This is a genomic window from Clostridium sp. TJA020 (assembly GCF_058310295.1).
The window spans coordinates 199,463-216,773 of record NZ_JBZEFC010000002.1 but is presented as its reverse complement, the minus strand read 5'-3'; the positions used below and the strand labels follow the sequence as shown (position 1 = coordinate 216,773).

15 protein-coding genes are annotated in these 17,311 nt (G+C 23.6%); all 15 read left to right on the top strand.

Translation table 11 applies throughout. From position 1 onward, the window contains the following. The first annotated feature begins 6 nt into the window (after positions 1 to 6). A complete protein-coding gene (locus AC4FQ1_RS04950) occupies positions 7 to 762 on the top strand; it encodes a tyrosine-protein phosphatase (protein WP_491169099.1) in 756 nt (251 codons plus the stop codon). A gap of 34 nt (positions 763 to 796) precedes the next feature. After that, the gene (locus AC4FQ1_RS04945; protein ID WP_491169206.1) at positions 797 to 1,435 is read left to right on the top strand and encodes a sugar transferase; all 639 of its coding nucleotides are present in this window, start codon (positions 797 to 799) and stop codon (positions 1,433 to 1,435) included. Between the two features lie 12 nt (positions 1,436 to 1,447). Next, positions 1,448 to 2,677 carry a nucleotide sugar dehydrogenase gene (locus AC4FQ1_RS04940; protein WP_491148451.1) on the top strand — a complete coding sequence of 410 codons (1,230 nt, stop codon included), beginning with the start codon at positions 1,448 to 1,450 and terminating at the stop codon, positions 2,675 to 2,677. Between the two features lie 12 nt (positions 2,678 to 2,689). Beyond that, positions 2,690 to 3,844 carry a beta 1-4 rhamnosyltransferase Cps2T gene (cps2T, locus tag AC4FQ1_RS04935; RefSeq protein ID WP_491148449.1) on the top strand — a complete coding sequence of 385 codons (1,155 nt, stop codon included), beginning with the start codon at positions 2,690 to 2,692 and terminating at the stop codon, positions 3,842 to 3,844. A 25-nt stretch (positions 3,845 to 3,869) separates the two neighbouring features. Beyond that, entirely contained in the window at positions 3,870 to 4,478 is a 609-nt protein-coding gene (locus AC4FQ1_RS04930) for an acyltransferase (protein ID WP_491148447.1), read from the top strand. 21 nt (positions 4,479 to 4,499) lie between these two features. Beyond that, positions 4,500 to 6,380, top strand: a complete 1,881-nt coding sequence (locus AC4FQ1_RS04925; protein WP_491148445.1) for an alginate lyase family protein — start codon at positions 4,500 to 4,502, stop codon at positions 6,378 to 6,380. Between the two features lie 15 nt (positions 6,381 to 6,395). Further along, the gene (locus AC4FQ1_RS04920) at positions 6,396 to 7,757 is read left to right on the top strand and encodes a phenylacetate--CoA ligase family protein (protein ID WP_491169098.1); all 1,362 of its coding nucleotides are present in this window, start codon (positions 6,396 to 6,398) and stop codon (positions 7,755 to 7,757) included. Between the two features lie 24 nt (positions 7,758 to 7,781). After that, on the top strand, positions 7,782 to 8,813 hold the full coding sequence (locus AC4FQ1_RS04915; RefSeq protein ID WP_491169097.1) for a glycosyltransferase: 1,032 nt from the start codon (positions 7,782 to 7,784) through the stop codon (positions 8,811 to 8,813). A gap of 13 nt (positions 8,814 to 8,826) precedes the next feature. Continuing rightward, positions 8,827 to 10,299: a lipopolysaccharide biosynthesis protein gene (locus AC4FQ1_RS04910; protein ID WP_491148439.1), complete on the top strand. Its 1,473-nt coding sequence runs from the start codon at positions 8,827 to 8,829 to the stop codon at positions 10,297 to 10,299. 2 nt (positions 10,300 to 10,301) lie between these two features. Continuing rightward, positions 10,302 to 11,438 carry a hypothetical protein gene (locus tag AC4FQ1_RS04905; RefSeq protein ID WP_491148437.1) on the top strand — a complete coding sequence of 379 codons (1,137 nt, stop codon included), beginning with the start codon at positions 10,302 to 10,304 and terminating at the stop codon, positions 11,436 to 11,438. Positions 11,439 to 11,457: 19 nt separating this feature from the next. After that, complete coding sequence (locus AC4FQ1_RS04900; RefSeq protein WP_491169096.1) at positions 11,458 to 12,666, top strand: polysaccharide deacetylase family protein; 1,209 nt, start codon at positions 11,458 to 11,460, stop codon at positions 12,664 to 12,666. A 38-nt stretch (positions 12,667 to 12,704) separates the two neighbouring features. Continuing rightward, positions 12,705 to 13,955 carry a hypothetical protein gene (locus AC4FQ1_RS04895; RefSeq protein WP_491148433.1) on the top strand — a complete coding sequence of 417 codons (1,251 nt, stop codon included), beginning with the start codon at positions 12,705 to 12,707 and terminating at the stop codon, positions 13,953 to 13,955. A gap of 82 nt (positions 13,956 to 14,037) precedes the next feature. Next, complete coding sequence (locus AC4FQ1_RS04890; RefSeq protein ID WP_491148431.1) at positions 14,038 to 15,246, top strand: glycosyltransferase; 1,209 nt, start codon at positions 14,038 to 14,040, stop codon at positions 15,244 to 15,246. 14 nt (positions 15,247 to 15,260) lie between these two features. Then, positions 15,261 to 16,376, top strand: coding sequence for a glycosyltransferase (locus AC4FQ1_RS04885; RefSeq protein WP_491148429.1), 1,116 nt, complete (start codon positions 15,261 to 15,263; stop codon positions 16,374 to 16,376). Positions 16,377 to 16,400: 24 nt separating this feature from the next. Further along, a complete protein-coding gene (gene rfbA / locus AC4FQ1_RS04880) occupies positions 16,401 to 17,309 on the top strand; it encodes a glucose-1-phosphate thymidylyltransferase RfbA (protein ID WP_491148427.1) in 909 nt (302 codons plus the stop codon). The last annotated feature ends 2 nt before the right edge of the window (positions 17,310 to 17,311 follow it).

Here is a 17,311-nt window from a genome sequence, read left to right as displayed (position 1 = left end):
CAATATATGATAGATATACATTCACATATATTACCTGGAATTGATGATGGATCAAAAAGTATAGAAATGACTCTTGATATGATAAAAAGAGCAGAGCGAGAAGGAATTGAAAATATTGTAGCTACTCCACATTTTAGGAGAGGATGTTTTGATGTTACTTATAATGAAGTAAAAGAGTTAGTTTTAAAAATCAATAAGCTTTTGGAATCAGAAGGAATTGATATAAAGGTTCATTCAGGGCAAGAAGTATATTTTTCAGAAAGAATAATTGATGATTTTGAAGAAGGAATAATTGGAACAATTAATGATGGAAAATATATGTTGCTTGAATTTCCTATGAGAAAAATTCCAAAAGAAGCTACTGATTATATGTATGAACTTAAATTAAGAGGAGTTACTCCCATTATTGCTCACCCTGAAAGATATTCAGAAGTTATAAGTAATGTTGAAGTATTAAATCAATTCATTGATGAAGGATGCCTTTTTCAGCTTAATGCAGGAAGTATAAGAGGGGACTTTGGAAAAGATGTCAAAAAAACATCAGAAAAGCTTATAAAATCTGGAGTATATTCATTTATTGGAAGTGATGCTCACAATAATAAAAGTAGAAATACTGGAATACTTGAAGAGTCTCAAGAAGTATTTAAGAAAAATGTTTTATTAAGAAGTGTATTTTTAGAAAATGAAGTTAAGTTACTTAATAATGAAGATATAATTTATGAAGGAAGTAAATTAAAGAGAAAGAAATTTTTCTTTATATAAAATAAAATTATAAGGGGGAAGTGCTTTGGAGAGAATAGAAGTGGATAGTCAGGCTCAAGAAAAAGAATCTACTTTATATAACCTTACAAAAAGATTAATTGATATTATTGGTTCATCACTTGGGGTTATAGCTTTAAGTCCTTTGTTTTTAGTTGTTGCTATTCTTATAAAAAAAGAATCAGAAGGGCCAGTTATATTCTCTCAAGATAGAATTGGGAAAAATGGAGTTTCTTTTAAGATGCATAAGTTTAGATCAATGGTTCAAAATGCAGAAGAACTTAAAGAAAAACTTAAGGAACAAAATGAAATGTCAGGACCAATGTTTAAGATGAAGGAAGATCCAAGGGTTACAAGAGTAGGGAAATTTATAAGAAAGACAAGTATTGATGAATTACCACAGCTTATAAATGTACTTAAAGGAGATATGAGTCTTGTAGGTCCAAGGCCAAGCCTTCCTAAAGAAGTAAAAGAGTTTGAACCATGGATGATGGAAAGACTTAATGTAAAACCAGGTCTTACTTGTTACTGGCAAGTATCAGGAAGAAATAATATTGATTTTGAAGATTGGATGAAACTTGATATTAAATATGTAAGGGAACGTAATACACTTACTGATTTAAAACTTATATTTACAACAGTTTTTGTTTTATTTGGAGATGAGAATGCTAGATAGGGGATGGATAATATGAAAAAATTAAATATTATAGGATTAGGTTACATTGGATTACCAACTGCACTTTCTTTTGCATCTGCAGGTGTAGAAGTTGTTGGTACAGATTATAATAAAGATATAGTAGATACTTTAAATCATGGAAAGACAACATTTAAGGAAGATGGATTAGATGAATTGTATAAAAAAGCACTTAATAAAGGAATTACATTTTCTAATGAGTACTTAAGAACAGACAGGTATATAATAACAGTTCCAACACCATATATAAAGGAGACCAAGAAATTAGATTCAAAATATGTTATTGCAGCTGTAAATTCGGTTTTAGATGTATGTGAAAAAGGAACTATTCTTATAATAGAATCGACAGTATCACCAGGCACTATGGATAAATTTGTTAGACCGATAGTTGAAGAAAGAGGTTTTAAAATAGGTGAAGATATACATTTAGTGCATGCACCAGAAAGAATAATACCAGGTAATATGGTATATGAATTAGAATATAATTCAAGAACTATAGGTGCTGATAATGTAGAAATTGGACAAATGGTAAGAGAATGGTACAAATCTTTTTGTAAGGGAGATATAGTAGTTACAGATATAAAAACTGCTGAGCTTTCAAAAGTTGTAGAAAATACATTTAGAGATATAAATATAGCATTTGCAAATGAGCTTTCAAGAATATGTAGAAGAGAAAATATGGACGTTTATGAACTTATAAAAATAGCTAATAAGCATCCAAGAGTGAATATATTAACTCCAGGCCCAGGTGTTGGTGGACATTGTATATCTGTTGATCCATGGTTCTTAGTTGGAGATTATCCAGATTTAGTTAACATAATAAAAGCAGCAAGAGAGGTTAATGATTCACAACCAGATTTTGTTATAGATAGAATAAGAGATGTTATGAATGAAAATGGAATAACTGATATTTCAAAAGTTGGCTTATATGGACTTACATATAAAGAAAATGTTGATGACATGAGAGAAAGTCCAACTCTTCAATTATTAGAAAAATTAGAAAGATATTTTGTAAAGGGAATTAAGGTATATGATCCATGGATAGAAGAAAAGAAGTTAGAAAATCAATATAATAGCTTTGAAAGATTTTTAAATGATGTCGAGTTAGTTGTTATACTTGTAGCACATGATCATATAAAAGATAATAAAGAATTATTAGATAATAAAATAGTATTAGATACTAAAAATATCATTAATTTTGCTAAAAAAATATATAAGCTATAGGATGAATGAATTATGAAAGAAATTTTTATTATTGGATCAAAAGGAATACCTGCAAAATATGGAGGTTTTGAAACTTTTGTAGAAAAACTTACAGAGAATAAAAAAAATAACCAAATAAAATATCATGTTTCATGTTTGAGTGATAATTTTAACGAATTTGAACATAATAATGCTAGATGTTTTAATGTAAAAGTCCCTAATATTGGACCAGCTAAGGCTGTATATTATGATATAAAAGCATTAAAAAAAAGCCTTGAATATATTGAAGAAAATAATATAAAAAATTCGATTATATATATTTTAGCGTGTAGAATAGGACCTTTTTTAGGATATTATAAAAATAAGGCTAAAAAATTAGGTGTTAAAATTTACGTTAATCCTGATGGCCATGAGTGGAAAAGAGCAAAGTGGAATTATTTTATAAAAAGATATTGGAAACTTTCTGAAAAATTAATGGTGAAAAACGCTGACTTATTAATATGTGATTCTAGAAACATAGAAAAATATATAAAGGAAGATTATAAAAAGTATAATCCAAATACAACTTTTATAGCGTATGGTGCAGATATGAATAAATCTAAATTAACTGATGAAGATGAGGTTTTATTAAAATGGTATAAAAAAAATCAACTTAATACTAAAGAGTATTATTTAGTTGTTGGAAGGTTTGTTCCAGAAAATAACTATGAAGTAATGATAACAGAGTTTATGAAATCGAAGACAGATAAAAACTTTGTATTAATAACAAATGTTGAAAAAAATAAATTTTATGATGATTTAAAAGAAAAAACTGATTTTGATAAAGATAAAAGAATAAAATTTGTTGGGACTGTATATAATCAAGAATTGTTAAAAAAAATAAGAGAAAATGCTTATGGATATATTCATGGTCATGAAGTAGGTGGTACAAATCCATCATTACTAGAAGCTTTAGCAAGCACTGACTTGAATTTATTATTAGATGTAGGATTTAATAGGGAAGTTGGAAAAAATGGAGCGGTATATTATTCTAAAGAAGAGGGAAGTTTATGTAAATTACTTAATAATCTAGAATATATTTCAGATGATGAAATAAAGAATATATCATTAATGGCAAAAAAAAGAATAATTAATAATTATACATGGGATATTATTGTAAATAAATATGAGGATACGTTTTTTAATTAAATATGAAAGATGTGAGTAGTTTCTAATGAAAATAAAAAATATATTTAAAATTTCAATTTTTAAATCTATTTGGTATTCTATTAAATTTAAAGGAAAAATATTTGTTGGAAAAGGTTGTAATATAATTATAGCGAAAAATGCAAAAATAAAAATTAATAATGGAATTTTAAAATTAGGAATTTCGTATAACATTCCTAATAAAATGATATTACAAATAGAAAAAAAAGGATTATTTATAGTAAATGGTAATGTTTCTATAGGAAGAGGATGTAAGGTAGTTATTGGTGAAAATGCTGAGATGGAAATAAATAATAATAGTTATATAAATGAATGTTCAAAAATTGTATGTATGAAAAAGATAAGAATTGGTGAAAATTGTGCAATTTCTTGGAATGTTAATATATTGGATACTGATTATCATTTTATTATAAAAGATGGAGTAATAAAAGAAAGGGAAAAAGAGGTAATTATACATAATAAAGTATGGATTGGATGCAATTCAACAATTCTAAAAGGTACTGTAATAGGAGAAAATAGTATAATTTCAGCTAATTCTTTAGTTAATACAATTATACAAAATAATATTTTGTTTTATAATGGAAAACAAATTTCAGGTTATGATTGGAAGATATAAATTATAAGCCAGGAGATTAAAATGATAAAAAAAGTATTTAAAATTATTAGAAAAAAAGGATTAAAGCAACTAATTAATATAATTTTAAAAAGATTAAAAATTTATATTGAAAGCTATATATATAAGTTTAAAAAAGATAAATATACATATTTGAATTATAATACAAATAAAAAAAGATTATTAAGAAATAATTATGAAATAAAAGAAATGTTCAAAAATGATGGGAATATTTTAAATGCAGCAGATAAAATAATTAATCATAAGTTTAATTTTTTGGGAATGAATTATTTAAATATAGGAAAAAATATTCTTTGGAATAGAGATTATATTAATAAATTTTCGTGGAAAAATAATTATTATAAAAAAATAAAAATTGTAGATAAAGATTATAATGCTGATGTTAAGTTACCATGGGAGTTATCAAGAATGCATCAATTGGTTATTTTAGGACAAGCGTATATTATATCAAATGATGAAAAATATACAATTGAGTTTATAAATCAATTAAATTCATGGATGAAAGAAAATCCATATAAGATGTCGGTAAATTGGACTTGTGCAATGGAAGTTGCAATAAGGTCAGTAAATATAATTATCTCTCTAGAATTATTTGAAGATAGTAAATTATTAAATAAAGATTTTAAATATTTAATTAATGATTTATTGTATAAGCATGGAAGCTTTATATATGAAAATTTAGAAATAGTTGATGGAGTCAAATCAAATCATTATTTAGCTGATATATGTGGGTTATTTTGGTTAGGAATATATTTTGGACAATATGATAATAAAACAAAAGAGTGGTTTGAATTTGGGTGTAAAGAATTAGAAGTAGAAATATTAAATGAGACCAATAAGGATGGAACAAGTTATGAAGGCTCCACTTCTTATCATAAATTAGTTACAGAAATGTTCTTATTTAGTGCGATATTTGCTGAGAAAAATGGATATTATTTCTCAAAAGATTTTAATGATAGATTAAAATTGATGATAGAATTTTTATTTAATATTTCAAAAGTAGATTATACAATACCATTATTAGGAGATAATGATGATGGAAGATTTATAATTTTAGAGAAATATTATTCAAGTAAAAAGTATTCAATAAAATATCTTATTGCCTTGGCATGTGGGTATTTTGGTTGTAAAGATGTAAATCTAAATATAAAAAATATAGATTCATTTAAATTTGTATATGGAAAAAAGGAAATTAAAAATAATTGTCAATTCATAAGAAATAATTGTTATAAATATGGTGGATATTACATGTTAAGAAATGAAAGAATTAATATGATAATTAGATGTGGAGAATTGTCATTTAGAGGTCAAGGTGCACATAGTCATAATGATCAATTGAGTTTTGTATTGAATATAGATGGAAATGATATATTTATAGATCCAGGAAGTTATGTATATACTTCAAATTATGAGTTAAGAAATAAATTCAGAAGCACATCCATGCATAATACAGTTTTGATAAATAATACTGAACAAAATGAAATAGATTTTGAAATTTTATTTGCGCTTAAAGAAAGAACATATTCTAAAAAGGTATTTTTTAATGAGTATAAGTTTATAGGAATCCATGAAGGATACAAAAGTGCTTATGGATTAATTCATAAAAGAGAAATAAATTTAAATAAAAATGAAATAAATGTAATTGATGAAATATTAGGAGAAAATAAAGAAATTAAAAAAGTTATTTTAAATTTATCACCAAATGTAGAATTGAAAATAATAGATAATGAGATAATTATAAATTCATATATTCATATAATAACGGATTTGGAATTTTATGTAAATAAATCTATGATGTCAGAATCATATGGCGTTTTAAATAAAAATAAACAAATAATTTTTGAAACTAGTTTAAATAAATTTAAAATAAAAATAAAAATATAAAAAGGAATTGTTATTATGAAAAAAAACTTGATAAATAAATTACTACAACCTTTAAAATATGTATATAAAAGTATTCCAGATTATTATAGATATGGACGAATATATAGAAAAAGATATAATGAACTATGTTCATTTGATGAAACTTTATCAAGAAATCAAGTTGAAAAATTACAATTAGAAAAATTACAAAAACTAATTAAATATTGTTATGATAATGTTCCATATTATAAAGAATTATTTTTAAAAGAAAATATTATTCCAGAGGATATAAAAAATATAGAAGATATAAAAAAGATTCCATATTTAACAAAAGATATTATTAGAGAAAATGCAGAGAAACTAATATCTAATAAATATGATAAAAATAAAATTTCTCCAGTAGTAACAGGTGGAACTACTGGAGTTCCTCTAAAATTATATATGGATAAAGGTTATGACAAAGATAATGAGTGGGCATATACAACATATATATGGAAGGAAATAGGATATAGCCCTTTTAAAGTGAATAAAAGTGTGATATTAAGAGGAAATAAACCAGAAGGTGAATTTTTTGAATATAGAGGAAGAGATTTAATACTATCAGGATATGATATGAGTGATGAAAATATAGAAAAGTATGTGAACCTAGTAAATAGATTTAATCCAGACTTTTTTCAAGTATATCCTTCATTTGCTTATGAATTTGTTAAATTAATAAAGAAAAATAATTTAAAAATAAAAACTAAAATTAAAGCAGTAATATCTGCTTCAGAAAATTTATATAGTTTTCAAAAAGACTTAATTGAAGAGGTATTAAATTGTAAGGTTTATACTTTTTATGGGCATACTGAACATTCAGTATTAGCAAAGCAATGTCTTAAAAGTGGAAACCTTCATTTTATTCCCCAATATGGTTATGTAGAAATAATTAATGAAAACAATGAATATGCTAAAAATGGTGAAGCGGGAGAAATTGTTTGTACAGGATTTAATAATTATGTTATGCCATTATTAAGATATAGAACAAATGATATTGGAGTATATATTGAAGAAAAATGTGAATGTAATAGTAATTATAAAAGTATTTCTAAAATTGAAGGAAGAAAACAAGAATTTTTTGTTGATAAAAATAATAAAAAAATTTCATATATTTATCAAGATGTCCCATTATGGGAAATAAAAGATAAAATAAAAGCATACCAATATGTTCAAGATGAAAAAGGAAAACTAATATTAAAAATAGTTTCTAATGAAGAAATATCAAATAAGCAAGTTGAGTTAGTAAATTCAGTATTTAATAAATATTATTCAAATATTGAACTAAAAATTATATTTACAGATAAATTAGAAAGAACTAGAAGTGGTAAATTTAGATATCTTATACAAAATATTAAGTAAAAATAAGAAGTTGAGGGAATAAATATGATAATTCAAATTGGACCATATCCGCCACCAGTAGGGGGAATATCAATTTATATAAAGAGATTAAAAGAAATTTTAGATAAATTGAATATAGAAAATGAAGTATGGACTAATACTGATGTAAAAGAAAAGTATGGAATTAAAGTATATAGGAATAGAGAGATATTATTTAAAGTTTTAAAGTACAAGAAAAATATAGATATTATACATATAAATCAAGCTGGAAGAAAAAATAAAATTTATTTTGGAATTTTAAATTTGTTTTTTGGGAAAAAAATAAGAAAAATAATAACTATGCATGGAGATTGCACAGATCTTTTTGACGGATTTTGGGGTAAAATAGCAAAGTATACTTTAAATACATTTGATGTTATTATTTGCGTAAAAAAAGGAGATAAAGATTTACTACAAAAGAATGGAATAAGCACATGTATTATTGAAGAAAATGCCTATATAAATCCAATAAAATTTGAAAAATTACCAAATAAAATAGAAGAATTTATATTAAAAAAAGATTTTATTATTTCAAGTAATGCATCTTCTTTAGATAATTTATATTCAATTGAAGAGATAATAATAATGGTTTATAAATTAAAAAAGATATATTTTAATAAAAATATAGGTTTAGTATTCTTAATTCCTCAGATTGATGATATTAAAGAATTTAAAAGATTAAATGATATTATTAAAAAATTAGGATTAAAAGATGATATTTTATTATATAGTGAAGAAAAAGTAGAATTTTCTTCATTAATTTTAAAAAGTGATTTAACTATAAGAGCAACAAAAGAAGATGGATATGGAGTTTCTATACCAGAATCTATTAGTTTAAATACTCCAGTTTTAGCAAGTGATGCATGTAAAAGGGCAGAAGGAACAATTTTATTTAAAAACTATGACTATGATGATATGTTAGAGAAGACTAAAAATATTATTGATAATTATAACTATTATTTAAGAAAAGTAAAAAAAATAAAAATAAAAGATGCAAGTGAGACTATATTAAATCTATATAAAAATAAAGGTCAATAATAAAGAGGTAAAAATGAATTCAAATAATAATTCAAAAGGAAATTTAATAAGAAAAGCAACTATAATTTATGTTATAGGACAATTTATTATGAAAGGTGTTAATTTTTTCTTAATACCTTTATATACACATAAATTAGGAACTGTTGGATTTGGACAATTATCATTAATAGATATGATATATTCTTTTGCAACTATATTTATAACTATAGGAATAGGATCAGGATATACTAGATTTTATAATGAATATAAAAGTGAAGATGAAAAAAGAATATTAAAAAACACAACAATAACTTTTGCAATAGTTTTAGCGGTTATAATAACAATTTTAGGAACTATATTTTCTCCAGTATATTCTGAAAGCCTGTTACATATAAGTAATTCTAATTTTTTAATGTTTTTATTGCTGGTAAGGTGTGCTACAGATCAAATAATATATATATTATTAATAGAGTATTCAATGACATATAATGCTAAAAAAGTGGTAATTATAGAAACTTTGAAAGTTATATTAAGTACAATTTTAATAATAATATTAATAAATATTTTAAAAAACGGAGTTATGTCTATATATATGGGATATGTCATTGGCAATATTCCTATAATGATATATTTATTTATAACTCAAAGAAAATCTTTTGAAATTACAATTAATAAAAAGATGTTGCAAGAAATGTCAAATTATAGTATACAATTGATTCCATCAGGATTATCAAGTGTAGTATTAAATTTAGCAGATAGATATGTTATAGAGTATTTTTGTGGTTTATCAACTACGGGGATATATTCATTGGGATATAAGATAGGAATGCTTATAGATCCAATTTTTATAGATCCATTTAGAAAAACATTCACTCCTTTTAAATTTTCGGTTTGTCATGATAGTGATGCAAGTGAAAAACTATCATCTAAATATGAAAGTTATAATATTTTAGGAATAGGAATTGTGTTTTTAATATCAATATTTAGTAAAACTCTTATAGGAATAATTTCTACTCCAGATTTTATAGATGCATATAAGATAATACCATTAATATTAATATCATATTTTATATACGGTAAATCGCAATTTTATAGTTTAGGAATGCATGTATCAAATAAAACATATTACGATGCTTATGTGATGATAATTGGAGGAGTATTAAATATTATACTTAATATCATTTTAGTTCATTATTTTGGAATGTATGGTGCAACTATATCAACAGTTATATCATATTATATTATGAATATTTTATATAAAAAAGTATCTGATAAATTATCAAGTTATGAGTTTAAAACAAGTAAAAAAACAATATTTATGTATTTAATAACTATAATAATGTATGCAATATATTTTACTTTAACATTATTTATTAAAAGTTCAATATTAGAATTTTTGTTTGAGTGTATAATTGCATTTTTATGGATTTTCCTAGTAGATAAATTAAAGATAATAGCTGTGAAAAGTATAGTTATAAATATATTTTCAAAATATTTAAGGAGATAGTAATGAAAGAAAAATTAAAATTGTTGACCTTTGATACACAGTCTGCAACTACACTTAGCTTAATTAGAAATTTGGGACAACAAGGAATAGAAATATTATTAGTAAAAGACAAAAAAAGTAGTATAACTAGTTTAAATGAAAAATCAAAATATATAAAGGAAATAAAGAAAATAACATGGCATGATAATGATGAAAAACAATTTATATATGATTTAATTAATATAGGTAAAAAAGATGCATATATTATTATTGCAGCTGACGATAATATTAATAGTATAATATGTAATAATTTTAGTGTTCTTAATAAATATTTTAAGTTACCATATAAAAATGCTGATATTATAAAATCTAATATAGATAAAAAATTATTCTATAATTTAATGAAAGAAAAGAATATAGTGATACCTAAAACTATTTTTGTAAACAAAGAAGCTGATTTAGTATATATTAAACAAAATTTTAAATTTCCAATAATATTAAAGCCAAATAAAATGTATAATAAAATTTTTAGAAATATATTTGGTGATAAATATTATAAAATATATTCTTATGAGGAGTTACAATCTTTCAAAAATGACATTTTAAAATTATATGGAGATTTGATAATACAAGAGTGTGTTAATTATAAAAAGTCGCTTTGTGTCTATGGATTTTTCAATAATGAATTTAAGAAAGTTAATGTACTAAAGAAAGATCTATTAGGAGAAGGTGGAACTACAGTATTAGGGCATTTAGTAAATGATGAGGATATAGTTTATATAAGCAATAATATATTGAAAAGTATAGACTATAATGGTTTTGCAGAATTAGAATTTTTGTATGATGAAGATAATAAAGAATATAAGTTGTTAGAAATAAATACTAGGCCGGTTCAATGGTGTAGTATAACAAAATATGTTAATAATTCATGTGAAGTATACCCATTTGATGAAAGTAATAAATTAAAAGCAACAAATAAAGATATATATATATATTATGAAAGTGGATTAATAGAATTATATAAACAAAAGAAAATTTCATTAAATAAATTTTTGAAAATAATGTTTGGATATAAATATAAATCTATGTTTTCAGATTATAGAGATTTAAGACCTACTATTAGATATAAATTAAGGTGTTTAAAACAAATATTAAAATAAACTAAGGCAGGAAAATGTAATGAATATATGTAAATGGTATAATGATGCGAACTCACCAGTTGTATTTATGATAGATGATTTAGCAAATGTATGGGTTGATACTAATAATAATGGAGAGATTGATATAGAAGAAGATTGGGGATATGCAGGATTTTCTGAAAATTCTTCATTTAGATATTTAGAAAATAATATTCTTAGGGATTTTAAGAATATAAAAGTTACTTTTTTTGTTCCAGTAGGTAATAGAGTTGGAATGATAGAAAATCCTTATATAAAATCAATATCAAGACCAATTAATAATTCAAATAAAAGTAAAGAATTTTTTAAAAAAATAAATGATAGTACAAAATTTGAAATAGCATACCATGGAACTGATCATGGAAGAGTTGGAAAAATAAATGAAGATTTTATACAGGAATGGGAACTATTCAATAGTGTTGAAGAAGCCAATTTAAAAACTAGAAAAGGAATTGATATTTATATAGATACATTAGGAAAAAAACCATTAGGTGGTAAGTACTGTGGATATATGAGTAATCAATTTTCAGATTGTAGTATAGATGAATTGAAATTTTTATGGTGGTGTAGATTCTGTAATTTAGATACTCAGGCTGCATCAAAGGAAAATAGATTAATTAAAGAATTTCATGGAATAGATACAAATTTTATTACTAATAATGATATAAAATTTTTTGGAAAAAACAATATTATAGATATTCCAACAACAGTTAATGGTGGATTGCTTACAGGTATATATTCAAGAAATGGGAATTTACCAAAAAAAATATTAAAAACTTTATTTCCACAAATTTTATCAAGAAAAAAATTGAAAATTATAGATAGTTTAATTGAAAATAAATTAATAATATCTATACAAGAGCATATATCTCCAGCTAGAGATGATGGTAGAAGGCAAACTCCCAATATATATGATGATAAAAAAAGCTTAGTTAATATATTTAAGTATTTAAAAAATAAAAATATATGGAATTGTACATGCAGTGAACTTGCTTCTTATGTATATTATAGAGAAAATATTAAATTTGAGATAGTTGAAGATGGTTTTGATACAAATTTTAAAATGTTGGAAAAATATGAATATAGATTTATTACTATAAAAATTAAAAAAGTAAAAAGTATAAAAACACCTTCTGGAAAAATTATAAAGGGAATAAATGGGATTTTTAATATTCCATTAGAAAATGGAATATATAAGTATGTAGATTAGATATAGTAATAATAATTTATTGGGAAGAGGAGATTTGTTTGGAAAAAATTAATTCTGATATAGATGCATCTAGTAAAAGTTTATCAAAAATAATGTTTTGGATAATTATTTCGATAATGTTTTTTAATGATGTTATAAGAGAAACAATTTTTGGACATAATATATTTTCAAAATATAATATTATTTATATAATACTAAGTTTTATTTTATTTTATAAATTAATTGTTTACAAAAGATTGAAAATAGTATGGATTATAATATTATTCTTTTTTTGGAGTATTGGAATAGCATTTAATAATAATTTTGATTTAATAAGTAAATTTAGAATAATATTTTTTCTTATAATTCCATTATATTTTTGTGTTGATAATTTTATTACGATAAAAAGTATAAATAGATTTTTGAAGATTTATAATAAAATAATAATAGTGTTATTATTGTTTGGAACTATAGATTTTTTCTTGGATGGAAAGTTAATGAATTATGTTATATCAATATTTAATAGATATCCATTGAAAGATTTAATGTATGAAGAAAGAAGTTGGGAAGTATACAGATATTATTCAATTATTGGACATCCACTAACCAATGCAACATATTTTCTTTTTTATCTTATTATTAATTTTACATATGGAATAAAAGATAAATTTGTAACTAATAAAGCAGTTATTATAATTGTTGGGTTATTAGGACTACTTATTTCAGGAAGTAAAACTGCAATTTTAATAGGGCTAGTTTACATTATATTAATGTATGGACTTGGCGGAAAGAAAAAAATATTAAATAGTATTTTAATATTAAGTATTATTATCTTATTATTTAATACAAGTTTTTTTAGAGAAATATTATTAACAAGATTTAAGGTTGCTATAGATTCAGGAGATATTACAACTGGTAGAAATTCATTAATTTCTATTTTAGAATCATCATCTTATGTATTAAAGCCAAAATTTTTAGGATTAGGTTTAGGAGTATCAAGAAAGGTGGCAATTAGTTTAGGAAGTAATATATTTAACTTTGAATATCCATTTATAATGTTATTATATGATTTTGGATATTTAGGTGAATTAATTATATACATATATATGATTTTAATACCTTTAGTTAAAGGAATTTTAAATAGGAATATGGTACATATAATTTCTATAGTAGCTATTTTCGTTATGGTAAATACTAATAATGGAATTGCAAATATATCTGATTCTACTGTTTTATATGGAATTTTTATCCTTGTGTTGAATAGTATATTTTTTAATAAGAAAAATGATAAATTTAAAATAGATATATAGATTTTAAAATATAAATTTCTTGAATATTAATAATTTTAGTTAATGTAAATGGTGAAGAAATCTTTAGAAAAGAGGAAAAGTAATGGAAAAGATCATGTATATAACAGATTATGTTGAAGGTTTTCCTGTAGTTGCATCAGTAAGATACTCAGATCTTATGGAGCAATATAATAAAGCATTTGATGTTATTGTTGTTAATGATTTAAAGTATGGAGATTCAAAGAGTAAATATTCAAAAGAAAATTTAAAATTTTATACTGGAAAATTAAATTTTAATGTTAATAATAGAGGTTCAAATAGAAATTCTTTTAAAGATTTATTTAGGCAAGATTGGATATTAAAAATTTGGAGGAATTACAAGTATAGCTATTTGAAATTTAAAAGAGAGAATGATAAAAATTTAGATAAAATTATTGAAATTATAGAAAATAAAAAAATAAAAAAGGTTTTTATAACTGTTCCAGATGTTTATTCAATATATATTGCTAAATATATAAAAGAAATAAATAAAAGTATAATAATTATTACTGAAATTAGAGATATATTAAATCATAATATAGGTAAAGGGAATCCAAGATTTATAATGAAAAAAGCAGAAAGAAATATGTTAGAAATTTCAGATGGATTAATAGTTTTATCAGAAGGAATAGAAAATTATTATAGACAAATGGATAATACAAAGACAATTAAATTAATAAAAAATGGATATAATAGTAGAGACTTTGAAGAGTTTGATTATACATATGAAAGTAAAAAAGGAAGAATAGTTTTAGCTCATATAGGATCTATTTATAAAGGAAGAAATATAAAAGATTTTATTTTAGCATTGATAAAATATAGTGATGAAAGAAATATAAATATTATATTTAATGTTGTTGGATTCTTAGATAGTGAAGCATTAAATGACTTAGAGGAAATAGATCATTTAGTAAAAGAGTCTAAAGTAGTTTTAAATATTATAGGAACTGTTGAACATAAGAAAGCAATAGAATATTTAGTTAACTCAGATATTGCAGTTATATTAACACATATTAGCGGAAGTGGATTTGCTATTCCAGGAAAGACATTTGAATATATAGGTGCAGAAAAACCTATATTAGCAGTTACTAATGATAAACCATTAGTTGATTTAATAAATCATAAGTATGGGGAATGTGCTAAGCATAATATTGATGATATAGTAAAAAAACTAAAAATTATATTAGATACATCATATGATTTTCAAGATAAATATAAATATACACGTAAGTTTCAAGCTGATAAAATAATAGATTTTATAAAATCATTTTAGAAAGGAAATTTATTATGAGAGTATTAATGCAATCAAGACAAAATCTATTTACTTTGCCAGGAGGAGATACAATACAATTATTAAAAACTAAAGAGTATCTAGAAAAAAGAGGCATAGATGTTGATATATCAACAGAACTTGAACCAGATTTAAATAAATATGATATAGTACATTTGTTTAATTTAACGAGAGTACAAGAAACTTATTTTCAAGCAAAAAATGCAAAAAAACAAAATAAAAAAATTATATTATCAACAATATATTGGCCTACTGATGAATTTGAAAGAAAAGGTCAAATTGGTATTAGAAAAGTTATAAATAATTTAATCAGTATAAATAATATAGAGAGATTAAAGGCTTTTTATAAATATTATATAAAAGATGAGAGGCATAAGGGAACTAAGTATTTAATGCTAAATAGTTTTAAAAAAATGCAAGATGAAATTTTACAATTAGTTGATTGGTTTCTTCCTAATTCGTATATGGAAATGGATGAGTTAGGAAAAAAATTCTATTTTAATAAGGATGATTATACAGTTGTTCCAAATGCGATAGACTTAGATAAAATAAATAATTTAGATGATTGTGAATATGAAGAGAAATATAGTAAGTATAAGGATTACATATTATGTGTAGGTAGATTAGAAACTAGAAAAAATCAATTAAATGTAATAAAAGCATTAAAAAATTCAAGTTATAAAGTACTATTTATAGGAGCTATATCACCTGGGCATAGAAAATACGGAGAAAAGGTAATTAATGAAATAAATTCAAATTCGAATTTTGAATATATTGAAAAAATTGATAATGCAGAATTATATAAGATATATAAGCAATGTAAGGTTCATATATTACCAAGTTGGCTTGAAACACCAGGATTAGTTTCATTAGAAGCAGCTGTAATGGGGTGTAATATTGTAGTATCTGATAGGGGGACAACTAAAGATTATTTTAAAAATTATGCTTATTATTGTAAGCCTGACGATATAGAGTCAATATTATGTGCAACTAATAGTGCTATGAATAATGACTATAGTAATGATTTTAGAAAATATATTTTACAAAATTACACATGGGAAAAAGCCGCTGAAAAAACAGAAGAAGGATATAGAATTTTATTAAGTTTATAAAAAGAAATCTTAGGAGGAATTTATATGAAAGGAATAATACTAGCTGGAGGAAGTGGAACAAGACTTTATCCAGTAACAAAGGCAATGTCAAAACAAATGGTTCCAGTATATGATAAACCAATGATATATTATCCAATGTCAGTTTTGATGCTTTCAGGGATAAAAGATATTCTAATTATATCAACACCAAGAGATATAGTTCATTTTAAAGAATTATTTAAAGATGGTTCAGAACTTGGATTAAATATAGAATATGCAATTCAAGAGCAACCAAATGGACTTGCAGAAGCATTTATGATAGGAGAAGAATTTATAGGTAATGATAATGTTGCCATGATACTTGGAGATAATATATTTTATGGACAAAGCTTCTCAGAAAAGTTAGTAAATGCAGCAAATCTTAAAGAAGGTGCAATGATATTTGGATATTATGTTCAAGATCCAAGAGCTTTTGGAGTTGTTGAGTTTGATAAAGAGGGTAAAGTGTTGTCTTTAGAAGAAAAACCAGAAAAGCCAAAATCAAAATATGCAGTTCCAGGTCTTTATTTCTATGATAATTCAGTAATTGAAAAAGCTAAGGCTTTAAAGCCATCAGCAAGAGGAGAACTTGAAATAACTGATTTAAATAAAGTTTATATGGAAGAAGGAAATTTAAGTGTAACATTACTTGGAAGAGGAATGGCTTGGCTTGATACGGGAACTCATGCTTCAATGCTTCAAGCATCAAATTTTGTTGAAGCTGTTCAAAATACTCAAGGAACATATATTGCTTGTCTTGAAGAAATTGCATATAGAAAAGGTTGGATAGGTGAAGATAAAGTAATAGAACTTGCTAAACCTTTAATGAAAACAGGATATGGAAAATATTTAGTTGATATTGTTGAAGAAGCTGAAAAACAAAAGGCATATGAAGAAGTTGCAGCAACTAAATAGAG